This window comes from Candidatus Gullanella endobia (assembly GCF_900048035.1).
GTDB lineage: Bacteria > Pseudomonadota > Gammaproteobacteria > Enterobacterales > Enterobacteriaceae > Gullanella > Gullanella endobia.
On sequence record NZ_LN999832.1, the window covers coordinates 469,120 to 496,057 of the forward strand.

Consider the following 26,938-nt stretch of genomic DNA (forward strand, 5'->3'; position numbering starts at 1 on the left):
CAATACGATTTTTCTATTGCTATATTAGCATTTTCCTTACTATTGACGAGCTTATTATGCTGATTTATTTTTATATTAACGATCTAAATACACTTTTAAATCAAAATTAGAAAACTGTTTACTATTATAGTGATATCATAATAGTATAGTATTATACTGCGAGTGTATTTTTTTGCTTATGTCTCGTGATTTACGATATTTTAAAATTAAGGAAAAATCAATTTTTCGTTCATTCATATGAACAGCTTCAACGCGAATCTTCACAGTGTCACCAAGCCGATATATTCTACTACCAGATTCACCTATCAAAACTTGTCCGATGTTATCATAACGATAATAATCATTCTCTAGAGACGAAATATGTACTAAACCATCGATAAAAAATTTATAAAGACGTACAAAAAAACCAAAACTAGTCACACTAGTAATAATTCCGTAAAATACTCCACCAATACGATCTTTCATAAAATGACACTTCAACCAATCCGATACGTCACGCATTGCTTCGTCGGCTCGACGTTCGCTTAGTGAACATTGCTGGCCTAATTGTAATATTTCCTCTGATTTAGCATGAAAACCACCGGTTGGCGTTGAACAATCGTTTGTTTTAACGTTTTTTCGGTTAAGAAGATATTTAATTGCTCGATGAAGTGATAAATCCGAATAACGGCGAATCGGTGAGGTAAAATGAGCATAGGATTGAAGGGCAAGTCCAAAATGACCACGATTTTTCGGATCATAAATAGCTTGCTTCATTGAACGTAACAGAATAGTTTGCAGCATTTCATGATCTATCCGATCTGAAACTAAATTTATTATATTAGCATAATCTTTTGATTCTGGTTTATCACCGCCGCCAAGAGTAAGGCCAAATTTTCCAAGTATCGCGCGTAAAGATATGATGTTGTCATTACTTGGCCTATCATGTACACGATAAAGCGCTGGTTCTTTATATTTTTCAATAAATTTTGCTGCAGCGATATTCGCTAAAATCATACACTCTTCGATTAATTTATGAGCATTATTGCGTTTTGTCGGCTCAATACTTTCTATACGGTGTTCTGTATTAAAAATAAACTTAGCTTCTTCTGTTTCAAATAAGATACCACCACGTTGTACTCTTGCTTGCTTCAATGCCTGATACATTTTATTCAGCTGTATTATAGGTTTTACGAGCATCGGGTACTGGATTTTCAGTTCATTTGGTCTCTGTAGGATTTGACAAACTTTGTTATAAGTCAGACGTGCATAGGAGTTCATCACTGCTTCATAAAATCTATAAGATGAGAGGTATCCTTGAGCAGAAATAGTCATCTCGCATACAATACACAATCTATCTACCTTTGGATTTAGCGAACACAGACCATTTGATAGCACTTCGGGAAGCATTGGGATTACCTGTAAAGGAAAATAAATCGATGTAGCACGGCGATTAGCTTCTTTATCAAGTGCTGTATACGGGCGAACATAATAACTCACATCAGAAATTGCCACCCACAATTGCCATCCTCCATTAGATTTTTTCTCGCAATACACTGCATCGTCAAAATCAAAAGCATCTTCTCCATCAATAGTTACCAGCGGTAGTTCACGTAAATCTATACGCCCATGCTTAGCGGCTTCCGGAACAGATTCTTGAAAATCAGCAATTTGCTTCTTGACTTCAATTGGCCATATATAGGGAATATCGTGTGTTCTCAGCGCGATATTTACCGCTATATCAATATTCATACTATTACCAATAACTTCTATAATTTTGCCTATTGCTTTAGTATACCTAGTCTGGCGTTTTATTAGTTCCACTACTACTATGTGTCCTATACAAGCATCCTGAGTTTCCTTTAATGGAATTAAAATATCAAAACTAAGACGGCTATCGTCTGGCACAACAAAATAATTATTAGAATCGGTTAAAAAACGACCAACAATTTGACTTGTTTTCGGTACAATAATTCGTATGATAATCGCTTCACGACGTCCTTTTCTATCAATACCTTGAGATTTTGCTATCACTATATCACCATGAATAACCATTTTCATCTGTTCAATGGACAAATAATAGTCATCTTTGCTTCCTTCTACGCGAAGAAAACCAAAACCGTCGCGATGACCGATAACAATACCACGAAGAAGATTGAAATACTCTGGTAGAGTATAGCACTGGTGTCTGGTAAAAATTAATTGTCCGTCTCGCTCCATAGCACATAGGCGACGACGAAAACCTTCTAGTTGATATTCACCTATAATATTTAATTCTTTTGCTAATTTCTCACGACTTACTGGTTTTTTTTGCTTGATAAAATGAGCGAGAATAAATTCTCGACTGGGAACTGGGAATATATATTTTTCTTTTTCTCTTTTAAAAAATGGATCTTGTAGCATCGTGCTACCTCTATAATGATAAAATAATTTTCCGTGCTTTTAACGGAATACATATCTATTATATTAATGTCTAAAAATATCGATTATTTAGAATTCAAGTTAATATATAAGCTATATGGAAAGCTTTAAGTAACATTTATTTTAATTATTAATAATAAATATTAACTTTATATTTTATTTAAAAATTGATCAGTATATAATTAACCAACTTAAATACTATTTTCATTAAAAATTTATTAATAAATATCAGAGTTTATTATATCTGTGAAAATAAATATGAATAATGAGATAATTTGAGAATTAAACAAGTCATAAGATTAATCAGTAAGAAATAAAGACATATTTATAATAACAGTATAATAATCTATTAATATATAAAATAGATTTTCTTAGTTTTTTATTTTTATATTATTTGAATATTCACTAACTAATAAATATCGAATAGATCAGGTATGACTATTATTTTACTATAATTAAGTCTGTTCAAAACGATATGTATTAGAATCTCAGTAATTTCTTTAATATATTTGATGCAATAATGTTCTTATTTTAAGAAGTTTATCAGGTCTTTTAAACTGAAGATAATTTGTCCCAGTATAGTATTATTTCATAGATCGGCTCTATATTTTTCTATTTTTCTACTACCGGTAAAAAGTTTTTAATTACGTAATTGTAATGTAGCTGATAAATCTATACGTTAGCAACAGCTAGTAGTAGAGATAAATTCATTATTATTAGTACGAAGAAAGTTTCCCTTTATATCATAAAACATTCATGGGAAACAAACTAGCGCCGACGCTCATCGATAAACATATTTTACTGAAAAGATCACATATTTATAATCAGTGACACAACACTATATATTTATAGACCGAATTAATACTAAAACCAATAGTGATAATAGTTAAGTATTGCTAATCTTTTCATACGTAATATCTATTGCAATTTGATAAGCAACAACCAATCGAAAAATCTAACAAATCAATATATTTTCATATAAAATATAAAATATTTTAGAATTTCTAGCTCACTTATCTCTTTTATCAGCGTGAATAGTAATAAAATAATAATATTATTAATCATATTGATAATATTTAATATAGAATATTTGATGGAAGGATACAATAAAAAGTAATTTTTACCGCTAATAGATAAAGTATAATTAGCATTATGTTACCCTGATATTGAATATCATATTTAATTCGTTTAGTGGGTGGGTAAAAATCTTCCTTTTACCTTTATCACTAATTAAACACCAATTATTACAATAATCTTATCCATATTTTAATTTTATAAGATATATTAAAAAAGTTTTTACATATAAATTAAATAATTTCTTATTTTTACAAGATACAACTAGCGAGAACTAAAACTAATTGAAAATCGTTTAAGAAAATAACAATCGGATCTTTATCTTATATAAAAGATAAAATAGTAAGCGCATTGAGTTTTTAATGCTCCTTAAAAATATTAAAAAACAGAACGTAACAAACTGTTTGACTAGCTTATCACAGACGACGACTAACTACAGTTCTTTTATGGAGATTTCATAAAGCGAAAGAAATTATTTTTCTGGCTGAGAAGTATTACATCATTGCTATTAAAACTGTTTTCATACGCACGAAGACTGCGGATAAAAGTATAAAAGATATGGAAGACCGGGTCCTTTACACATGCATCAGCGTATAGCTTGGTAGTTTCTGCATCTGTTTCACCACGGGTAATTAATACTTGATGTTTGGCTTTAGCTAATATACGAGCAACTTTGTAATCAGCTTTGGCACGCAGTTTTTCTGCCTCTTCTTTACCTTGTGAACGATAGCGACGAGCAATTTCTTTACATTCAGCGCGCATACGCTGATAGATAGTATCAGATACTTCCGTTGGAAGGTTAATCTGCTTAATACGAACGTCAATAATTTCGATTCCCAGTCCTACCATGCTATTAGGATTAGCTAACGAATGTGAGTCATTACTTTTACATTTTGTCCGTAAAATATCAGAAGAAGTAATATTATTAGCTGTGATTATATGCGGTTCTTCATTATAACCAGATATTTCATTATTTAGTGCTTCTCGAATATTATTAATTAAACGTTTATGTGAATCAATTAAAACCCTCTTCATATCTATCCGACTAAGCTCTAAACGTAAATAGTCAGAAAATTTCCGCTTTAACAACATCTCTACTTGTGATATGTTATCGCCGCCAGTTGCTAAATAGTAATGACCAAAGTTATTAACACGCCATTTAATATATGAGTTGACGATCAGATCTTTCTTTTCTATGGTAGAAAATCGATCGGAATGGTTTTCTATATTCTGAATGCGTGCATCAATGTTTTTAACCGTTTCGATAAATGGTATTTTTATATGTAGGCCAGGTTTATAAATTAATGGCTTATTATCAATTTTTAGCAAGATCTTACGAAAACGTAAAATAATTCCACGCTGCCCTTCTTGTACTATAAACAGTGATGCATATAGCAATATTATTATAACTATAGACATTATAAACAATAAAGATTTGCGCATTAATTATTCCCTTTCTTTATATGTAATATCGTCACGCTCTGCATTAGCGAGCGGCTGATTTATGGCTGTTCCGTTTGTATTAACAATAGGCAGCCGAAATAGATTAAGAACACTTTTGTTTGAAGAAAGGGTTATACTACTAGTTAACTGATTTTTTAGTTTTTGATCAATCGGCAGTACTATTAGATTATTATTTCTTTGATCATCGATCAAAATTTTTTTCGTATTACTTAACACGCGTTCCATAGCATGGATACATAGACGCTCGCGAGTAATTTCTGGCGCCGCTTTATATTCCGGTAGAACTTTAGCAAAATATTTAAGTTCCGCTTGAGCTTCTAATATCGCACGGGTTTTATAGGAACGTCCTTCTTCTAAGATACGCTGTGCTTGTCTTTTTGCACATGATTGAAGTTTATTAGAATAAGCTACTGCTTTTCGAATACATTGTAGTTTATTTTCTTTTGCGGCAGTAACATCATTAAATTCTTCTTGAAGCTCTTCTGGCGGCCAAGTAGCCTGAAAATTGATATCTAGTAGAGTAATACCCATATTATAAGACTGAATAGTTTTTTTCAACATACGTTGAGTATCGCTGCGTATTAAAGTACAGTTTTCTGTCAAAATTTGATCTATGGTATATTGACCAATAATACTATGCAAAACACTATCAGTAACCTGACGTAGGCTATTATCAGGATTAGCGACACTAAATAAGTAGCGTTTAGGATCAGTTACGCGATATTGTACATTTATTTTTACATGCACGATATTTTCATCTGAAGTTAATATCATACCAGTAGTTATTAGTTCTCGTACTGATTTTACATTAATTGCTATCACAGTATCGATAAAGGTTGGTTTCCAGTTAAGTCCTGACTGAACTAGGTGATCAAACTTACCAAAACGTAGTACTACACCACACTCTGCTTCTTTAAGTGTATAGAAGCCACTACTTGCCCAAATAATAACGATTATCGAGACTACCAAAATAATATAGTAGTTATGTTTGCTTATTTTACTTTCACCAGTACTGCTACTCTTATTACTAAGAGTATTTAGTTTTCGGTTAATCTTACGGAAGATATCATCTAGATTAGGCGATCTTTGTTTGTATTTTCCTTTATTTTTATGTTTGTTAGAGTTATCGCTATTATTACTTCTCCCCCACGGATCGCGGTCATATCCGTTATTATCTGGCTGATTCCACGCCATGTTTTAACTCCATTTTGTTTAATTAATATTCTCTAATCTCTACTTACAAGAATTGATCAAACAATATGATCTATTAATGATTATTATCAATAATGATTTAAGTCGGTAATGAATAATTTTGCTCTTTGTTCTCTTAATAAAGAAGAACACTTAATCAGGATTATTGTTTATATAAAAAATCAATATGTATTATGAAATTAGAAAGAAAAAAATCGATTTTTTTATTAAAAATAGTTTAAAGTATCATTTAATTCGATTTTGGTTACTACATTATTAACTGTATCGATATTATTTATTAAAAATAACTTATCCGTAACGTCAATAACATGCAATATAAAGGCAATACTAGTGTATTCACTAGTAACGTTTCTTTTAAGATCCACAACTAGATTTTATGATAAATAACTAATAAAAACAGTATTTTTGCTAGAAAAGCAATCCTTATTGTAAATATTGATAAGTTTAAATATTTTTAATACACTAAAAAACTAATCAACTACATAAATTCCAATCTTAATTATCTATATGAATAGTAGGATGATAGTCAATTTTAAGATGAATATAGTTCCATAAAAACATAATATAATGATTTTTGTTACTTTAAATATATACAGTCATGTATAAAATATAAAAAATAAAATATTTGAACTATATTTACCTATATCTTATCCATATAGATATATACAAAATAGAAAATATTAATAATAAAAATCCTTTAAAAATCGATAATCTAGCACTAATATAAATGTTGAAAAATATACTATTCTCAATAAGAAAATAAAGCATAGTAGAAAGTAGTATAAATGTAATACTACTTTTGATCATATTATCGATCTCTTCTGTTTTTTTTCTTTGTCTATATGTTATTTTTGAAGCTATGACCTTTAATTTACAAGTGATAATTACAATATCAGTCATTTCAATAGAAAATTTTAAGAGTATAAATTCTTTTATGCCTTCTATATCTTTTTCTTATAAAGAAAATATAAACAGCATAGCTTTTCTTACCGGTATCATACTGATTAAATAAGTACATAAATTTTTATATAAATATACTGTAGATATAATTAGTTTTTCGTAAAAACAGCGTGTTAAGCGCTTAAAAATAATTAAAAGATATACCTTACTCATCTTTCTCTCTTTCCGATTGAAATGTTTTTGAAAGAGGAGTCTTTCCGTATTGATAGTTACTAGAACTAATTTTTGTATTTTTATTATAATGCAATATAGGACATGACGGTACAATTGTAGAAATTGCATGTTTATAAACTATCTGGCTAACTATGTTTTTTAATAAAATTACAAATTGATCAAAAGATTCAATCTGGCCTTGTAGTTTAATACCATTCGTTAAATAAATAGAAACTGGAATATGTTCACGACGTAATGCGTTTAAAAATGGATCTTGCAAAGATTGCCCTTTAACCATATCTTTTCCTTATATGCTTGTTGTTTATAACAAGAATCATATAGATCTATATAAAATATTTTTATAAATTGTGTCAGCAGTATTAATTACTATATAATTATTTAACCTAAATACTAATAACCTTTAATATTTTTTTAATAGCATTAGTTAATGTATCGTTACTTAACCAATGAATATTATGCCACTTACGCAGCCAGGTAATTTGCCGTTTAGCAAGCTGACGTGTTGCACAAATTCCATGGAATATCATATCACCATAACTGGTTTCATTCGATAAATATGACCACATTTGTCTATAACCAACGCAACGAATAGATGGCATTTCTTTATTAAGATCACCTCGGGAAAAAAGTGTATTAACTTCTTTCTCGAAACCATCAGCTAACATTTGATGAAATCTTTTTTCGATGCGTTGATGCAAAAAAGAACGATTAAGTGGTGCAATACCAAATTGATGCACATGATATGTTAATGTTTCACCAGATATTTTTGTTAATTCCGTTAAGCTTTTACCTGAAATAAAAAAAACTTCTAGTGCTCGCAACAATCTCTGAAAATCATTAAAATGAATGCGATTTGCCGAAATTGGATCAATCTGTTGCAATCGCTGGTGTAATGCTTGCCATCCAACTATTTTTGCTTCATTTTCAATACATTCACGTACTTTAATATTTGCTGTAGGTAATGGGGATAATCCTTCTAACAGTACTTTAAAATAAAGCATGCTTCCGCCAACTAGCAATGGTATACGACCAGCCTTAGTAATCTCTACCATTTCTTTAAATGCATCACATCGGAAATCTGCTGCTGAATAAACCTCGGCCGGATCGCGGATATCTATCAAGCGATGCGGTGTTCGAGCTAGCTCATCGGCGCGTGGCTTTGCTGTTCCAATATCCATACCACGATAAATCAACGCAGAATCAACGCTTATGATCTCTACTGGTAAATACTGACATAATTCTATTGCTAACGTAGTTTTTCCAGATGCGGTTGGTCCCATAAGGAAAATAGCCTGTGGCCGATGCGTAAATATCGATTCAGTCATAGCTTATGATTTTAATAGTAGATTTAAAAATTCAATATTACTAGAAATCCATTTTGATGGGAGCTTTGATCCACTATAGAAAATATCTCTATCTAAGGAAAAGATTTTATCGCATAGAAATAATTCAAGGAGATTAATTACTATTTTTAGTCTGTATAAAAACAAGTAGAAATCTGTAATAAATCATCGATATTTCACTTTGATATTCATTTTCTACATAAGCAAAGAGATCTGAAAATAAATTTTTTTAAATTTTATTTCCTTAATAGTAAAGATATAGCATTCAGTATCGTATAATAAATACGCATCTATAATAGTAATATTTATTTCTTATAGTAGAAGTTAATATTATTCAAGCTCAAAAATTTGTTCTTTAAAAATCTCTTAAATAAGACGATATTATCTAAATTGGAATTAACAGTGACTACTATCAATATTTCTCTCCCTCGATATTAGTTATTATTCGATGAGGTAGTGTTTGAAAACCGATAGAAAATAATATTAAATTGCCTAATAATTTTATTAAAGTAATGGCAAAATCAATACTTTCTAAACATATTAATTTTTAATGATAATCTGCTCAACATAGACATAGCAAAATTATTATTAATATTAGTAAATAAATAGTATTCACTAACATTAATCTCGGTGAGATTAACAGCACTATTTCGCTTAATTAAAATAGCGAAAGTTTTATTTACCTAAAGGTTAGCTAGCGTTAATTGATAATCTTTTTGCTTTATCTTTAAGGATAAAAAGTCGAATATTAATGCAAAATGATAGCATTATTTTAATCTACTACTATCATAGGCTAGTGCATTGCTTTCTTATTATTGTTAATCTTTCCTTTTTAATGTTTTTATAAGTGAAGATAGTTACAAAAGATGGCTAATCGTATGCAATATAAAAATTTATAAGCGAAGGTAATAATATTTTTCTGTAAGCTTTTTACAGCGCTAATTGTAAATTTATTTATCAATAAGCAGAAAAAATATTTTTATTAAATATTCAATAATTTTACGAAATGTTTAGTTATTCTTTTATGCTTAATTATTCCTGATACAAAAAGGTCAGGTACTACATTTTATTTAAGTAATAGTTATTACCGCCTGATAATAAAATTATTCGTAAGTACAAATGTTATACGATAATATGATACTGTTTCAAATTAAATAGCATAAAAATTAAATGTTATATTATAACAATCATTTCTGATAAGCTATTTCGTGTAATATTACTAATTAATTTGTTTTTATCCTATATTAATTTATACAATTGTATTGTATTGGGTATTCTATTAATAATAGAATTAGATAACTAAATAATTATACTATCATAAGATACTTATAGCCTAATCGATGTATTCCTGATCGCATATACGTAAAATTTATATAGATTCTGATTAAGTTAGTCAACTGACTGGTACTAGTAAATTACTTTACTATTATGCTAAAAGATAAGCATTAAGTCGAATTTTATTAATACAATATGGCAATAAATCTGTTAACATAGACGAATTTGACTTTTTCTGTATACCACATTTTTCTGATTAATGTGTTATAAACAGTTTAGCATATTTACAGTTTTTATAGGATAGATTTAAATTTCAATATAACTGCTACAATGAAACCATTAATGTATATTTTATATTTCACTTTTCGCAATAATATTAGAAGCAAATTTCAAATGTGAAATAGTACTAGTACTAGCTAATATCTAACTATAAAAAATCTACGCTGATAATAGTTATTAAAATAATCCGAGTGTAGTTTTATTGATAGCATAGCCATTCAATACTAACGTCAATTAATTTTATTTATATCTTTTCTTTTATCAAAGATATAGATTCGCTTACTACTATTGCTTTCGATATTAATGTCAATATACATCTCTAAAAATTAAGATTATTTTTTCTAGTTAATTTACTACTCAGTCGAGAAGCTCTATTACTGTTACTAACGGAGATCTAGTTATGAGTTTTTATAGCGCGCATCTATGCCGATAGAATGATTGAATTTCTATAAAATCAAACGGATGGTATAGATAAAACCTGTCCTAATATAAGTTTATTAGATGTCATACCATTGATACGTTTAATTTCGATGATGGGTACTCTATAATGTAAGGCAATTGCAATCAATGTATCGCCACGTACAATTTTATGTTGATAAGGAATACTAGACAGCGTAACTGGTTTATTCGATATTATTTTTAATGGTAATACAGTTTGTAGACTTCTGCTAACTGGAAGAGATAATTTTTGTCCTATTAAAATACCGTTTTTTTTTATCGCGTTTAGCGTACGAATCGATGAAATACTGATATCGTACTGACGAGAGATGGAGGATAGCGTCTCATTAGCTTTAACAATATGATAACTAACAGAGGGTACTAGCATACTAGTATTGGAATATTTTGCTATCTTGGTATGATTAGTACTGATATTAAGCACAGGATTGACATCCTGTGATTTTTTTTTAAGCTTTTGACTAGTTGTTTTAAGTGGATCTGTTAGGAAATAAGTACGTAAGCCCATATATATAGCGTTGGCAATCTTATTCTGATATTTATTACTACTAAGCAATTGTTCTTCTTTTATATTACTTATAAAACCAATTTCCACTAGCAGTGATGGAATATCTGGTAAACGCAGGACGCTGAGGCTGGCATATTCCGGACGGCGTTTATGAAGAGCACTTACTCTCTGTAATTGACTTAACACTTTCACCGCTATATCATATCCTACACGCTGTGAGTAACCGAATTGCAGATCTAGCAATACTTGGCTAAGATAGGGATCGATCTTTTTATTAGCTAGAAAATCGCCTACACTACCCGATGATTTAGGTTTTTTTTCACGCTGTTCCAACCAGTTTACCATTTCACTTTTAGCTCGTTTATTAGAAAGTATCCATACAGATGCCCCTCTAGCACTACGATTAAGTGCAGCATTGGCATGAATGGAAATTAGAACACTAGCACCATTTTTTCGTGCAACATCAGAGCGGTTTAGTAATGAAATGAAGTAATTATCATTACGGGTTAATACTGGTTTAAACATAGTATCTGCTTCAAGCAATATTTTTAATTTTCGAGCAATAGCAATGGTTACATTCTTCTCATGCAATCCATTAGGACCTGTTGCCCCTGGATCTTGACCGCCATGGCCAGCATCAACAGCTACCACTATTGGCTTAATATTAACTAATAATTGACTATAGTCTGTTGTTGTTAAAATTGACGTTGGTTTGATCACTGCGGTAAAATTTTTTATTATTTTTTTCGATTTGATATTCGGATTTTTTACTAATTTTAACGGCGATTGAATTCTCAAAAAAGACTTATTAGATTGTATTTTTAATACAGATACTCTAGCAGTTGGTTGTTGACTAGTTACTACCAGAATAATATTATAATTTTTTTTGATCTGTCGTATCGAAGCTTTTACATTAGATTTGCAGGTTAATTCTAAAACTAGACGCGAACTCTGTTTATTGACTGGTTTACTAGTTCGAATACGTTTAATAATATTTTTTTTACTAAACTCAAGTGGTAATCGCTTTGTCAAATTTTTCTGGTAGATATCCAGAACCACTCGCTCGGGTTTATGTAGCAAGAAAAAAGAGTATATCGGTTTTTTTTTAAACCAAATACTTATTGTTGCTTTATTGACACTATTCGCAATGTTACTATCAACTAGAATCGCAGCTACTGTCTGCTTTATCATCAAAAATACTATTAACGCTAATATTATCCTATATTTTATCTTCATGAAAATATTCTCTATGACAGTATTAAAAGGTCTAATATATTCTTACCTTTTATACTCATAGCTTGAGCTGTTACCTGCCGACCATCGCTTTGATACTGAAATATCAAGGTGATATCTGCTACTGGAAAAATACCTTCTCCGCGTTGTGGCCATTCGACTAAATATAGAGCAGTATTATCAAAATAGTCCCGAATTCCTAAAAACTCAAGTTCTTCTGGATCTGTTAAGCGATAAAGATCAAAATGATATACCGTCCAATGTAGCAAAGTATAAGACTCAACAAGAGCATAAGTTGGACTTTTCAAGTTACCTGTATATCCTAATGCACGCAAAAAACCATGACAGAATGTAGTTTTACCAGTACCAAGATCACCATAAAGATAAATTAAGCAAGGTTTCCAGCAGATAGCAGCAACTGAAGTACCTAGTGCAACAGTTTCCATTTCATTTCGTAGGGATATTATCCGTTTTTCCATATCTATTTTAATCTGTAACTTTATAAGTAATAATAGAATATATATATAATTTTCAACGAAATAGTGTATATCTAATTACTAATCATGTGTCAGTATTTTTATTACCGAAATACAACATAGTATCATATAAGTATATGTGTTCTATATAGACCATTATGTTTAATTGTAACGTTTTTTAGGATTGTATCCTGCTAATTAAATAGCGATTAATTAAAATTATTTTTTCAACACAATGGAATAAACATGCTAAAAATTGCAAATTGAATGAGAGTTATTCACCACTTTATATTGAAAATCACAGATAAGAACTGTATATTACGGTCTTTAATAAAAGAAGTAGTCTGATCTAAAAAGGATATGTTTTATCTTTAATAATTCTTTTTTACTTCATCATTTTTAGTTATAAAACCATGCTTTGGCAGAATTGAAGTACTCACTTAAAAATATATGATAGCAATGATAATAAGATAAGAAAAAGAAAAAAGAAAAGCAAAAGGATGATGCTAGTAACCTTAATAATAGTATTTGAGCTATGAACTATGATAATAGTAATACTTAAAATATTTAATGAGCATAATTAACAATATCTAGAATGCTGATGCAATAAATTTCTGATAAATTTATGTGTAAATAATATTATGATTATTCTAATAATTTAATTAGTGCTCTATTTAAAGTAAAGATTATAACCTTTGAGTTATGTACAATAATATAATATTTTAATATTAACAGTAAGCTATTTTAAATTTAACACTTAACATATAAGTTCTTAATATATTATAATTCCATTATTCTACGAAATACACTAGCATAGTACGATCTAATAATACAAATATGATTTACTTTAATAAAAAACAAGAAAGCATCTTATAAAGATAATTTTTATCTTTTATAAAGATCAAAATATAAAATTTTTTAAGTTTTAATACTATTGAAAAGTTTTATTATTAGAGCTTGATTAGTTTTGATCTATTTTTAATTTTTAGTTTTATTCAGTTTTTCTGAAAACTATAGATTTTAAAATTAATCTATCTAATAATCTTATTTATTATGCTATTTTATTATAAATAAAACTAACATTATCATAATATATGATAATTTTGTTATTAATCATTATCTTAACATTGCATACTAGGTTTAGTAAACCTAATTAACGCACAATGGTTATCTATAGTTTCTTGTGATCATATTTAGCATAACTGATATTATGTTTTTATTTTATCTTATGCTAATTTCTCTTAGCCACTGTTATTTATATTTGTTACAATTATTTTGGCAAAATTATCTAGACAAGTATTGATTAGTTTTATTTTTTAAATATTAATTAATAATTAAAATATATAATGAACATTAATATAATGATTGTTAATACTAATACTAGTACTAATTCTATTAGTAACCGATAAAATCAAAAATAATTTTCATACCAGCTTTCTAATTTATGTATTATATACTTTAATTATCATTTATAACTAAATTATCGACATCTTATCTGATAATATAAAGTGATTTTCATGTATAAATAGTTATTATAACAGAAAGTAATATAATTAGTAATTATAACATCAGAAGTTTCTAGGTAGACATCTTTTATCATAAAATTTAATAAATTAGTTAACTATATTTTTATGTTCACTTTTAAAGTAGAATATTTATCTAGATATTTAATATTACTTTCATTAAATCAAAAGTTACTATTATTGAATAGATCATTTATAATATAAAATATTTAATCTTTATAAGAACTATCAAAAATTAAATAAAATTAAAATTTTCTAATTGATGATAATGATACTATCATTATATTTACAGATAACTATTTAAATTTTTTTCATTATATAAAATAAGTATTACGTTATATGATAAATTATAGAAAATGTGTTTATACTTAGAAATATAGTGTATAACAAAGTTCAATGCTAGTGTTAGTATTTTCGATTACAATCGTATTTTAAATATAACCTGAAATACTTTTTATAAGTATAAATACCGTACCGTAATTTTATTTATCTTGTTTAAAAAGTATTAAAATGCTGAACTAGTACTAAGTAAGCAGATAGTTTTCATTAATCATCTATTATACTTTATGTGCTATCTTATTTATTTCTATTTAGTCTGAAAGGTAATATAAAATATTAAATATTATTGTAATTAATATTATTAATTAGTTTTATTTATTATTCGTAATATATTTTTAAGATATTTTATATCAGTGTAATTATTGACTAAATTTATTTGTATTATTTACTTATATTCATTAAGTTATATTTCTTTTTTATTAAAAAGAAGAAATTTAATTATTATTACAGTATGTTAAAATGCTATATGCTAATATTTTTATAAATTTTATTTTGGAAATATGAATAGTATAATAGTTAATATTTTCTTGATCTATAACAGTTAAAATATAACAAAAAATAGATTGTTAAATTAACTTAATAATTTTAAAAAATTATTAAGTTAATTCATAATAACAGCTATTATTATAGAAATAATATTATTAATTTCTGTATTAGTTTAAATATCTTATATATCAGTTTTATTATATATAAGATATTTCAGAAATAAATATTTTTATTTTACCCTACTTAATAGGATTAATAATATTTATTATCTTACCTCAAGAATAATCATGAATATATTTTAATAAAACTATTATCATAGAACAATAATAGTTTTATATTCCTGTACTATGTTTTATTTTTTCATGATAAAATCTATATTTTCTAGTAAGCATACTTTCTAAGTTTTTTTCTTTAATATCATTAATTATCGAAATTGAAAACGATATACTGGTTTTAATAATTTTTACCAATGTAAATAAATGTATCATTCAAATTATAATTAAAATATAGGAGAAGTAATTAAGTTTATTAAAACATTGCTCTATCATTTTAAAAATTCGATTTCTTTAAGATTTAGTATCAATGTAAATTATATTCGATATGATACATAGATAAAAGGATATCTATTTTGTAATTTCTATAAATATCTTCTTATCAGAAAAATTATTCGTACTTAATAGCTTATTAATTCAATAACTTCGAATATTACTTATCAGAACTTTATTTTTCTACTACAAAATTTGCTCTTTTATGTTGAAATTATTTCTGTACAAATCAAGCAAAAAGAATTTTTATATATTATTTAAATTTATCTGGATGATAAAATAGATTTTTGTATTAAAAATTTCTATAACATAGAAATGTGTTGAGAATCTTATTGGTGTAAGATCTATAATATTAGATTGATAATCTACAGTATATTAGTCGTATTATTCATTTATTTAAAAAATAAATAGAAAGATATAAAATATATTTTATAAATGTAATTAAATTACATTTTAAAACATGTGAATAATTACAATCTGTTTTTTTAAAAAAACTATCAGATTAATTTTTAATTTTAAATGATTATTTTATAAGTATTTAAATCATTACTTTAGTAAAATTTACTAATGATATTAAATTTTAACTATTTAATAAAAATTAATGAAAACTAGTATAATTTACATTCTATATTTAGAAAAATTGTTTTTTTTGATTGATTTAAGTATGTATCAAAATTAATCTTCATAATTTAAATTATTAATTAAGATATCATAAATTGATTCTTAATTTATTTTTATAATATATATAAAAACAATTATAAAGTTAACTGAAAAGAATTATATTATAATTATATATTTTGTATATTAAAGTATTCGATAATGCTGATAATATTATTACTATTGTGGTAGTAGTAAAGATCTTTTAGAAAAATCTGTATAGAAAAATACAATAATACAAAATTGTATTTCATTAGAGAAAATTTAAAATAATAAAAGAAATCTTGATGTGAATATAGTTAATTACTTAATACACAAAAAGAAAAATGGAGCGGGAAACGAGGCTCGAACTCGCGACCCCAACCTTGGCAAGGTTGTGCTCTACCACTGAGCTATTCCCGCTCAAGCTCTTTTAACTTATGAAGTAACTTAAGAGATTATACGCAAATAATGCATTATTGCAATATCTTTTAGTGTTGAAAACACGTTTTCTGTTTTGATTGATGTAAAAATAAACAAATTTATAATTTATTTCTATTAATTACAGAGAGATAAAATGATCACGATAATAAGCTAACTCTGCTACTGATTCTCGAATATCATCCAATGCTTGATGAGTGTTGTTTTTTTTTAGCCTAGATAAAATTTCTGGTTTCCATCGAAATGCCAATTCTTTTAGCGTACTAACATCTAGATAACGGTAGTGAAAATATGCTTCAAGAGCTGGCATGTAGCGGAATAAGAACTGCCGATCCTGACCAACACTATTACCGCAAATTGGCGATTTCCCTGCTGGTACCCATTCGGAAAGAAAGGCTAAGGTTTTCACTGCTGCTGCGTCTTCATTAAGAAGACTTTGTCTTACTCGATTAATCAATCCACTAGCGGTATGAATACGAATATTCCATTCATCCATTAATGCTAATTGTTTATCAGATTGATGGATAGCTAATACCGGACCTTCTGCTAAAATAGCCAGGTTAGTATCAGTAACTAGTGTTGCTATTTCAATAATACGATCACGTTTTGGATTAAGACCACTCATTTCTAGATCAATCCAAATTAAGTTCTTATCATTAATCGACATAATTCTCTCATAGAGAAAATTTTTTAATTTATATAATAAAATACTTTATATAATAATATTTCGTTATTATAAGTAATTTACCTCTTAAACAAATTACAGTGAGAAAAAATAACTATTAAAAGATCATAAGTATCAATTTCAGTTAAAATTAGCGTCTCTTTTAGTAAGATTTTGAATTATGTATTAAAAATAAAAAATTTTTGAACAAAGTTTAAAATAGTGTTTTTATTAGACGATTAGATATATATTTATTGCTGTAATTTTTGCTATGCGTGTAAATTTTTATTTATAAGTAACAAATTAATTTAGCATATTAGAAAAATAATTATCTAAAATCAATAATATTATTAATTCGATTTATTTGTGTTATTTTATATTGATTCGACAAGATTTTTCATAAAAGTATTAAATTAATCGCTGTAAATATAAATTAAATTATTATCATCTAACTCTTTCGTTAAAGCCACTTTAAAAAATTTTTATTAATTGTTATCTGCTAACATGAAAAATAATATAATTATTTTTTATCATACTAAATAAATTTAATGATATCGACAAATTATATAATAATAGATTAGATATGCAAATTTTTTATAATTAATCTTAGCTCAGTTAGGTAAGCAAAGAAAAAACTTACTTAATATATTTTTGCTACGAATATATAAAAATTATGATTAATAATATTTCTGATAATTGAAATTATTAGTAGTATATTACTATTGTGTTTCTATGTTGTTTAACTATATTGATCATGCAAATAATTTTTCATAAGTTGTAATAAATTAACTTTTTGATAATACTATCACGATTAGTACAATGCAATTGATTTTATCTAAACACATAACAGAGATGAGATCTCTATGCCGGATAAAATAAAGAATGCTAAATAGAATAAAGATTATTTTACAATACTTATTACCTAAGCGCTGGTTAACAAAATTAGTTGGTTGGAGTGCTGAACGTCGCTGTGGTTGGCTAACATATGGAGCGATTAAACTTTTCATTTATTGGTATAAAATCAACATGCAGGAAGTAAAACAACCGGATATATCTGCTTATCCTACTTTTAATGCGTTTTTTATTAGGTTATTGAGTAATAAAGCCAGACCTATTGATTTTGACCCTAACGTGATTGTATTGCCGGTAGATGGAATGATTTCTCAGTTCGGTATAATTAAGGGAAACCAAGTATTTCAGGCGAAAGGTCATCATTATAGCTTAGAAGCATTGTTAGCTGGCTATAAGTCTATGGCTAACCTGTTTTACGATGGTACTTTCGTCACTATCTATCTTTCTCCGCGGGATTATCATCGCGTACATATGCCCTGCAACGGTATATTACGCGAAATGTTATACGTACCAGGAAAACTTTTTTCGGTAAATCAGTTTATGGTAGAAAACATTCCAAATTTATTTGCTTTAAACGAGCGAATTATTTGCTTATTTGATACAGATTTCGGTCCAATGGTACAGATATTAGTAGGAGCAACTATTGTTAGTAGTATTGAAACTGTATGGACGGAAACTCTTACTCTTCCAAAAAATGGGGTAATAAATCGCTGGCAATATCCTAAAGCAAACACAGATGGAGCGTTAATATTATTAAAAGGCCAAGAAATGGGGTATTTTAAGCTAGGTTCTACTGTCATTAATCTTTTTGCTAAAAAAAAGATATTATTAGATAGATATTTATATACTAAATGCATTACTCGTGTTGGTCAGCGATTAGCTTGTGGCATCATGAAAAATAACAGGTTACTGATTTAATTTATATATGTGGTTAAGCAGAAAGTTTTTTATCTTTTCACTTAATTGCATTTTTCTTTTTATGGTAATTACTAATTCTCTTTTCCTAAAGAGATAAATTAATAAGATATGAAAATATAAGACTTATATAGCGATTGTTTAGAATTTTTATATAGAACTAAATACTATTAACAAATAAAAAGTATTAAAAAGATGAAAAGTTAAAGAATATGAATAATTTTTACTACTTACTTAGGCTGACTTAGTAAGTATATGATAAAAAATAACTTTGTTTAGCCACTATTAATACGTAATAGTAATTTTTAATTATTAATTATTATATGCTAACATACTAATAACTATCTAATAGATTTTAACTATCATCAATACTATAGGAGTAGGTGTTGACATATAATGCCAACGATTTATTGAACTATTAGTGTAGTTACTACAAAGTAACTAAGATATATAAATTATTAAACAATATTGAAAAATACTTTTTAATGTTACTTATATCACTCTGTTTATTATAACAGGTCTACTATTTATTTTAAAAAATGAAATTAAATTGTATTTATTTAATTTAAAATAATCACTAAAAGCTATTTTATACTATATTTCTAAAATGTTATAAATATAGTTGACAACTTATTTAACTTGAGTAAGTTATGTAAAATAATTATTAATTAATAATAATAGAAAAATAATATACTATTAAAATGTATGTCGCTTAATAAATTGACCTGATTGATATCTTTATTAACTGAAAATAAAGAAGATTGATAAATAGTTTGCTACCATCTGTATGGAGAGTTAATTGAAAATTATCTTCCTTGATATTAAAAAATATATTATAGCTAAATGCTACGTATCATTTAGCTACTAGTCATAGGCATATTGAAGTATAATTTTTTAAAGATAATCCGATCTAATAGAGATTACTATTAGTAATGGAAATATAAATATAATGTGAATGCTATATTTTATATTTTTGCATATTATTTTTGATAAAAGACTATTTCCCATATATTTAGATTAGCTAATTTAAAAAAATTATAGATGTTTTAAGTTAATTACAGCTGCTTATGTTACATCTTCACTAACTAATAACGTAAAAACATACAGATTTATTAATTTAGCTTAATCAATATTTGCTATCGATGATTTTTACATGTTTCATAAAATGAAACTTATATTTAATACAATTATAATTTATACTTCTAATTTTTATTTTTTATCAAGATATTAGTGATAATTATTTATATTGCTTATATTATTTTTTATTAGAGAATACAGAATAGTTTTTAACTTAGCTGCGCTAAGCCTTTTCTACAGGAAAAGCAATAACATCACTCAAACGATCGGTTTTAAGTGCTAGCATGATCAAACGATCTACACCTAATGCTACTCCAGAACATTCCGGCATACCATTAGCTAAAGCCGTCAGAAAATATTCATCAATAGGCTGAACATCTAACTTCATCGCTTCCCGTTTATAATTATTCTCTTCGAAACGTTGACGTTGCTCACACGAGTCGGTCAATTCACAAAAACCATTAGCTAGCTCAATACCTTTAAAATACACTTCAAAACGATCTGAAACCCGATGATCTTCAGTATTGATTTTAGCTAGTGCAGCTTGAGAAGCTGGAAAATGATAAATAAAAGATGGTTTATCATGCCCGATATTTGGTTCTACTACCATCGTAAACAATAATTGTAATAGAGTATCGCAATCATCTTTTTCCGAAATTGATTCAATAAGATTGAATTTGATTGCTGCGTTATACAACTGCATTTTTTTAGCTGATAATGGATCAATTCCAATATGAGCAATAAAAACCTCTTGATAAGAAAGAATTTCTGCACTGTCACAATTAATGATTTTCTGTAAAAAATCATCAACTTCATTCATCAGGTTAAACATATCGTAATTAGTTCGATACCATTCAAGTATAGTAAACTCCGGATTATGATATCGACCGATTTCTTCATTACGAAAACTACGACACAGTTGAAAAATTGAGCCACTTCCAGATGCTAAAAGACGTTTCATATGATATTCTGGGCTAGTAATTAAGTAAAGCGGTATATGGTAGGCTGTTCTTGGTCCGATAAAACATGTTTTGAAGGGTACAATATGGATATCTGTTACTGTAGTTTGACTCATCGCAGGTGTTTCTACCTCAAGCAATCCTCTGTCATTAAAAAACTGACGTATCTGATTTATAATCGCAGCGCGTTTTAATAAATTGTTAATAGATATGTTTGATTTCCAATCTGCTAAATTATTCATAGTTTTCCCTTTATTTAAATATGGTATTTAGTCTGCTTATTTTTCTAAGCTAGAAAATAAATATTGTATTATGTTTGACAATAATTATTTCGTTATCTTTTTATACGATTCATTTAATGAATAACTTTAATATAAGACTGCGTATCATAATTTTGTAACACATACTTGTATGCTATAATTTAATTTACCGATTTTTAATCGGAATAAATTTTTTATTAATTATTATATAATTAGCAGATATATAATTATTTATATTTGTTAATATTAAATTAACTTCTTTATAAGAAATTCAAATAGAGATATTTGCTTATTTTTATTGATGACTTAGCCGATTTGACTTCGATAAAATACTACTGTTACTATTTATAGGTATAGATAGTATTATCTGTATCAATAATTTTTAATGTTTAAAATAGTGAACATAAAAAATTTTCTTATCGTTCTCTATTTTTAGAATTATATATTTTACTTTCGTTTAAATATTATTTAATACGAGAAATATACTCACCGGAACGGGTATCTACCTTGATAACTTCACCAACTTGCAAAAAAATTGGTACTTTTACTATTGCACCGGTAGTTAACATAGCCAGTTTTCCACTAGTATTAATACTGTCATTTTTCATAAATGAATCAATTTTTATAATTTTTAGCTCTACGAATTTAGGTGGTATAATTAAAATTGGTTGACTATTCCATAAAGTCAGAACACATTCTGCCTGTTCTACCAGCCATTTAGCATTTTCACCTATTATTTTAGTATCAACAGTTAACTGTTCAAAATTTTCATTATTCATAAAATACCAAAATTCACCATCGTTGTATAGATAAGTTAGTTTTATATCTATTACATCAGCAACTTCTAATGAATCACTAGATTTAAAAGTTTTTTCCAAAATTTTTCCTGAAAATAGTTTACGAAAACGAACTCGATTAAACGCTTGACCTTTTCCAGGTTTTACAAATTCATTATCAATGATTATACATGGCTCACCATCAAATATAATTTTAAGACCAGTACGAAATTCATTGGTATTATAAGATGTCATAATAGTCCTCAATTTATTTTTTAAGCTAAACTATGAATATTATAATGCGAAATATACCAGTTAAAGAAGATTGGTTGCATCAACTTGCAAATGTAATTACAGATCCAATGCAACTTCTTCAGTTTTTAAAACTAGATGGACATTCTAGATTACGAGAAAGTGTAGAAGCGCGACGCCTATTTCCTTTTCGAGTTCCCCGAACTTTTGTATCGCGTATGATTCCAGGAGACCCGGAAGATCCACTGCTTTGCCAAGTGATTACAGCACGTGAAGAATTTAATCTAATACCAGGCTACAAAACTGACCCGTTAGATGAACAAAATAATTTAGTGCCTGGATTGTTGCATAAATATAAAAACCGCGCATTAATGTTGATAAAAAGTAGCTGTGCAGTCAATTGTCGCTATTGTTTTCGACGCTATTTTCCTTATCAAAAAAATCAAGGAAATAAAATAAACTTGCTTCGCGCTGTAGATTACATTCGTCATCACCCTGAATTAAATGAAATTATCCTTTCTGGTGGTGATCCATTAATGGCTAAAGATCATGAATTAGACAAAATTTTAAATCTGTTAGAAGAGATTCCACATATAAATATATTGCGTATTCACAGTCGATTACCAGTTGTGATTCCATCCCGTATTACTACATATTTATGTAACCGATTAGCTAACAGTCGACTTAAAATAGTCTTAGTAATGCATATCAATCATGCACGTGAAATAGATACTACTTTATGTGAGAGTATAACACGTTTACGTAATGCACGATTAACTTTGCTTAACCAAAGCGTCTTACTTCGTGGTATTAATGATAACGCTGATACACTAGCGAAATTGAGTGAAACTTTATTTGCAGCTGGTATCCTTCCCTATTATTTGCATATGTTAGATAAAGTTCAAGGAACAGCACATTTTATGGTTGAAGATAAAAAAGCGAAGGAAATTATAAAGCAACTACTAGGAAAAGTTTCAGGTTATCTAGTACCTCGATTAGTTCGAGAAATCAACGGTGAGCAAAGTAAAACGTTAATAGATCTACAGTTGAAGCAACACTAAAACAATTGATTATACATTTTCTAAAAATACAGGCTATTTCGCTTAGTATATTTTTAATCTGATATAATTTTTAAAAACTAATTTGTATTTTTTATTACACAATTACTAAATAATTTATAGTTATTTTATAAAAATTTTTATAAAATAAATAAAACCCCCGATTAACGGGGGTTTTATTAACTACTAAGGTAATTACATCATATTACCCATACCACCCATACCACCACCTGCATTACCAACATCAGGTTTATCTTCTTTTGGTAGTTCGGTCACCATACATTCAGTGGTGATCATTAATCCAGCAATAGAAGCTGCATACTGTAATGCAGAACGGGTTACTTTCGTCGGATCTAGAATACCCATATCAATCATATTGCCGTACTCTTCAGTAACTGCATTATAACCTGTATCACCTTCGCAAGATCTCAGCTTATTAGCGATAACGGAAGGTTCTTCGCCAGCATTAGCAACGATTTGACGAAGTGGTGCTTCCATTGCGCGACGCGCAACTTTAATACCAACATTCTGATCTTCATTATCACCACGCAGCCCAGCGATTCTATTAGCTACACGAATCATCGCTACACCACCACCGGCAACTACACCTTCTTCTACCGCAGCACGAGTCGCATGCAAAGCATCTTCAAGGCGTGTTTTTTTCTCTTTCATTTCGATTTCAGTAGCGGCACCCACTTTAATAACTGCAACGCCCCCCGCTAACTTAGCTACACGTTCTTGCAGTTTTTCACGATCGTAATCTGAGGTGGCTTCATCTCGTTGCTGATTAATCTGAGCAACTCGACTATTGATCAATGCTTTATCGCCAACACCATCAATGATGGTAGTAGTATCTTTAGTGATAACAATACGTTTGGCTTGACCCATATCTTCTAATGTAGTTTTTTCTAACTCAAGACCAATCTCTTCAGAGATAACGGTACCAGCAGTTAAAATAGCAATATCCTGCAGCATAGCTTTACGACGATCACCGAATCCAGGTGCTTTTACAGCAGCAACTTTAACAATACCGCGCATGCTATTCACTACTAGTGTCGCCAGTACTTCGCCTTCAACATCCTCAGCGATAATTAAAAGCGGTTTGCTTGCTTTAGCTACAGCTTCTAAAACTGGTAACATTTCTCGAATATTAGATATTTTTTTATCAGCAAGTAGAATAAACGGACTTTCCAGTTCAACAGAGCCAGTCTCTGGCTTATTAACAAAATATGGAGAGAGATAACCACGATCAAATTGCATTCCCTCTACTACGTCTAGTTCATCTTGCAAGCCAGAACCTTCTTCTACTGTAATAACACCTTCTTTACCTACTTTAGCCATAGCTTCAGCAATCAAGGTACCAACAGTTTCATCAGAATTAGCGGAAATGGTACCTACCTGAGCGATAGCTTTAGAATCAGAGCAAGGCACAGACAGTTTTTTCAGTTCTTCTACAGCGGCAACAACGGCTTTATCAATTCCACGCTTCAGATCCATTGGATTCATACCAGCTGCAACAGCTTTTAGGCCTTCATTAACGATAGATTGAGCTAGCACAGTAGCAGTCGTAGTACCATCTCCTGCAGCATCATTGGCTTTAGATGCGACTTCTTTAACCATTTGAGCACCCATATTCTCAAACTTATCTTCCAGTTCGATTTCACGCGCAACTGAAACGCCGTCTTTTGTTATGACTGGTGCGCCAAAAGATTTATCCAAAACCACATTACGACCCTTAGGACCTAAGGTTACTTTTACCGCGTCGGCTAAAACATTTACGCCGCGTAGCATTTTTACGCGAGCGTCGTTACCGAATTTTACGTCTTTAGCTGCCATTTCTATTTCCCTTAAATTCTTTCAGTTCAGATGATTACGCGTAAGTTACTTCTCAACGATAGCCAGAATGTCACTTTCAGACATGATCAACACTTCATCGTTGTCAATTTTTTCAACCTTCACGCCATATCCATCATTGAAAATCACGATGTCGCCTACCTTCACGTCCAGAGCTTTTACTTCGCCGTTTTCTAAAACACGGCCATGGCCTACAGCCAATACTTCACCTCGAGTGGATTTACCCGCTGCAGAACCGGTTAACATAATACCACCCGCAGATTTAGCTTCGACTTCTTTACGTTTGACGATAACGCGATCATGTAATGGACGAATTTTCATTGATAGCTCCCCTTGAGAAAGTCAGTATCAGTTTTTTGAAATGAATGCCTAGCATAATGTTACGCCTAGCTTCGTACTGGTTAAGATGGGGTCATTAAAGAAAGCTTCAAGGGGATTTTTTTTTTTTTTATTTAATCGATCAGATTTTAACCATAAGGAATATATTAAAATATATTAGTTTACGAATTTACATATTTCTTATTATATTTATATTGTATTGCTTTTTCATTGTTCTTGCTACGGCTTCTTACTTAAGTTGTTATAATTATATTACTATTCGAAGCTTCTATCCCTGATCTTATGGGATTTTATAGGATTTATGCTAGAAGCATTTAATATAATTATATATAATGATATGTAATAATATAATATATAATGATATGTAATAATATAATCAACTCTATTTTAGAAATAAAAAAGTTTTAATTATCTCGTTCTTATTATTTTTTCTTTCTATTCGGGAATATCGCTAGTATTTGTTAATTAGATTAGATATAAATCTGCTTTATTTTGATATCAATGATTTCCTAACAAGGATACTATTATTGCTAATAGTATTTATCAACTTGTCAACATATATGTTGAATATATTATCTATATATTCAACATATATGTTATTAAAATGACAGAACATATTAATCTATTTCATTAATAAAAATAATTTAAATAAAAAAAATCATATCTAAAATAAAGATATATCTAGATTTTTATTAAAAACAGTTGCTTTTAATCAAAAGATCATAATCTTATGATTTTTATGATGATATTGGTATTTATGCTCTGTTCTCTGCATAGAGAATTATATGTATTTATGATTTAATTAAGAAATAAAAAATTTGCTACGCACCGAAGAATTTCCTCTTGAGGCAGATTTTAAAAAATTGTTATCAGTACCTGACTTGATATTATCTTATAAATGTAAATATAATACATATTAGTAAAAGAAAATCTTTCATGTTAACAATTTAAATAAATATTATTAAAAAATTTGATTGATATTATTTCTGATTACTAATTTTAGATTATGTTTATCATATTATTTAAGATAATATCTTAGTTTTTAAGATATTAAAACACTTATCTTTTAAACAAGCTGTAATCTGAAATAATTTGCTAGTATTCTCTT

Annotated in this window: 14 protein-coding genes and 1 tRNA gene; 2 read left to right on the forward strand and 13 right to left on the reverse strand. The window is 28.3% G+C overall.

Annotated elements, in window-relative coordinates; translation table 11 throughout:
* Nucleotides 1-135 precede the first annotated feature (135 nt).
* From rnr to orn, 9 genes are all read right to left on the reverse strand, one after another.
* A complete protein-coding gene (gene rnr / locus FVIR_RS01280; protein WP_067497951.1) occupies nt 136-2,382 on the reverse strand; it encodes a ribonuclease R in 2,247 nt (748 codons plus the stop codon).
* A gap of 1,536 nt (nt 2,383-3,918) precedes the next feature.
* Nucleotides 3,919-4,917 carry a protease modulator HflC gene (gene hflC / locus FVIR_RS01285; protein ID WP_067497958.1) on the reverse strand — a complete coding sequence of 333 codons (999 nt, stop codon included), beginning with the start codon at nt 4,915-4,917 and terminating at the stop codon, nt 3,919-3,921.
* 3 nt (nt 4,918-4,920) lie between these two features.
* On the reverse strand, nt 4,921-6,132 hold the full coding sequence (hflK, locus tag FVIR_RS01290) for an FtsH protease activity modulator HflK (RefSeq protein WP_067497961.1): 1,212 nt from the start codon (nt 6,130-6,132) through the stop codon (nt 4,921-4,923).
* A 1,123-nt stretch (nt 6,133-7,255) separates the two neighbouring features.
* Nucleotides 7,256-7,561: an RNA chaperone Hfq gene (hfq, locus tag FVIR_RS01295; RefSeq protein ID WP_067497965.1), complete on the reverse strand. Its 306-nt coding sequence runs from the start codon at nt 7,559-7,561 to the stop codon at nt 7,256-7,258.
* A 106-nt stretch (nt 7,562-7,667) separates the two neighbouring features.
* A complete protein-coding gene (gene miaA, locus FVIR_RS01300) occupies nt 7,668-8,609 on the reverse strand; it encodes a tRNA (adenosine(37)-N6)-dimethylallyltransferase MiaA (protein ID WP_067497968.1) in 942 nt (313 codons plus the stop codon).
* Between the two features lie 2,026 nt (nt 8,610-10,635).
* On the reverse strand, nt 10,636-12,336 hold the full coding sequence (locus FVIR_RS01305; protein WP_231908309.1) for an N-acetylmuramoyl-L-alanine amidase: 1,701 nt from the start codon (nt 12,334-12,336) through the stop codon (nt 10,636-10,638).
* Between the two features lie 56 nt (nt 12,337-12,392).
* Nucleotides 12,393-12,857 (reverse strand): tRNA (adenosine(37)-N6)-threonylcarbamoyltransferase complex ATPase subunit type 1 TsaE, encoded by a 465-nt coding sequence (gene tsaE, locus FVIR_RS01310; RefSeq protein ID WP_067497970.1) that lies wholly within the window; start codon nt 12,855-12,857, stop codon nt 12,393-12,395.
* Nucleotides 12,858-16,731: 3,874 nt separating this feature from the next.
* Nucleotides 16,732-16,806, reverse strand: a tRNA-Gly gene (locus FVIR_RS01315).
* Nucleotides 16,807-16,945: 139 nt separating this feature from the next.
* On the reverse strand, nt 16,946-17,491 hold the full coding sequence (orn, locus tag FVIR_RS01320; protein WP_067497973.1) for an oligoribonuclease: 546 nt from the start codon (nt 17,489-17,491) through the stop codon (nt 16,946-16,948).
* 879 nt (nt 17,492-18,370) lie between these two features.
* On the opposite strand from orn, the gene asd reads away from it, so the two are divergent.
* Nucleotides 18,371-19,258, forward strand: a complete 888-nt coding sequence (asd, locus tag FVIR_RS01325; protein ID WP_067497976.1) for an archaetidylserine decarboxylase — start codon at nt 18,371-18,373, stop codon at nt 19,256-19,258.
* Nucleotides 19,259-20,555: 1,297 nt separating this feature from the next.
* Here the strand turns inward: asd and epmA are convergent.
* Nucleotides 20,556-21,533 carry an elongation factor P--(R)-beta-lysine ligase gene (epmA, locus tag FVIR_RS01330; RefSeq protein ID WP_067497979.1) on the reverse strand — a complete coding sequence of 326 codons (978 nt, stop codon included), beginning with the start codon at nt 21,531-21,533 and terminating at the stop codon, nt 20,556-20,558.
* A 482-nt stretch (nt 21,534-22,015) separates the two neighbouring features.
* A complete protein-coding gene (gene efp, locus FVIR_RS01335) occupies nt 22,016-22,582 on the reverse strand; it encodes an elongation factor P (protein ID WP_067497982.1) in 567 nt (188 codons plus the stop codon).
* 44 nt (nt 22,583-22,626) lie between these two features.
* On the opposite strand from efp, the gene epmB reads away from it, so the two are divergent.
* Nucleotides 22,627-23,640 (forward strand): EF-P beta-lysylation protein EpmB, encoded by a 1,014-nt coding sequence (epmB, locus tag FVIR_RS01340; RefSeq protein ID WP_231908310.1) that lies wholly within the window; start codon nt 22,627-22,629, stop codon nt 23,638-23,640.
* 192 nt (nt 23,641-23,832) lie between these two features.
* On the opposite strand, the gene groL is transcribed toward epmB, so the two are convergent.
* Both groL and FVIR_RS01350 read right to left on the reverse strand, forming a co-directional pair.
* A complete protein-coding gene (groL, locus tag FVIR_RS01345; RefSeq protein WP_067497988.1) occupies nt 23,833-25,473 on the reverse strand; it encodes a chaperonin GroEL in 1,641 nt (546 codons plus the stop codon).
* A 45-nt stretch (nt 25,474-25,518) separates the two neighbouring features.
* Nucleotides 25,519-25,812, reverse strand: a complete 294-nt coding sequence (locus FVIR_RS01350) for a co-chaperone GroES (RefSeq protein WP_067497991.1) — start codon at nt 25,810-25,812, stop codon at nt 25,519-25,521.
* Nucleotides 25,813-26,938: the final 1,126 nt, after the last annotated feature.

What these genes read in the sequence shown, in the direction of transcription:
- rnr (WP_067497951.1), bottom strand. Translation starts at nt 2,382, where the DNA reads ATGCTACAAGATCCATTTTTTAAAAGAGAAAAAGAAAAATATATATTC.
- groL (WP_067497988.1), bottom strand. Translation starts at nt 25,473, where the DNA reads ATGGCAGCTAAAGACGTAAAATTCGGTAACGACGCTCGCGTAAAAATG.
- efp (WP_067497982.1), bottom strand. Translation starts at nt 22,582, where the DNA reads ATGACATCTTATAATACCAATGAATTTCGTACTGGTCTTAAAATTATA.
- hflK (WP_067497961.1), bottom strand. Translation starts at nt 6,132, where the DNA reads ATGGCGTGGAATCAGCCAGATAATAACGGATATGACCGCGATCCGTGG.
- epmA (WP_067497979.1), bottom strand. Translation starts at nt 21,533, where the DNA reads ATGAATAATTTAGCAGATTGGAAATCAAACATATCTATTAACAATTTA.
- miaA (WP_067497968.1), bottom strand. Translation starts at nt 8,609, where the DNA reads ATGACTGAATCGATATTTACGCATCGGCCACAGGCTATTTTCCTTATG.
- orn (WP_067497973.1), bottom strand. Translation starts at nt 17,491, where the DNA reads ATGTCGATTAATGATAAGAACTTAATTTGGATTGATCTAGAAATGAGT.
- FVIR_RS01305 (WP_231908309.1), bottom strand. Translation starts at nt 12,336, where the DNA reads ATGATAAAGCAGACAGTAGCTGCGATTCTAGTTGATAGTAACATTGCG.
- hflC (WP_067497958.1), bottom strand. Translation starts at nt 4,917, where the DNA reads ATGCGCAAATCTTTATTGTTTATAATGTCTATAGTTATAATAATATTG.
- FVIR_RS01350 (WP_067497991.1), bottom strand. Translation starts at nt 25,812, where the DNA reads ATGAAAATTCGTCCATTACATGATCGCGTTATCGTCAAACGTAAAGAA.
- asd (WP_067497976.1), top strand. Translation starts at nt 18,371, where the DNA reads ATGCTAAATAGAATAAAGATTATTTTACAATACTTATTACCTAAGCGC.
- epmB (WP_231908310.1), top strand. Translation starts at nt 22,627, where the DNA reads ATGCGAAATATACCAGTTAAAGAAGATTGGTTGCATCAACTTGCAAAT.
- tsaE (WP_067497970.1), bottom strand. Translation starts at nt 12,857, where the DNA reads ATGGAAAAACGGATAATATCCCTACGAAATGAAATGGAAACTGTTGCA.
- hfq (WP_067497965.1), bottom strand. Translation starts at nt 7,561, where the DNA reads ATGGTTAAAGGGCAATCTTTGCAAGATCCATTTTTAAACGCATTACGT.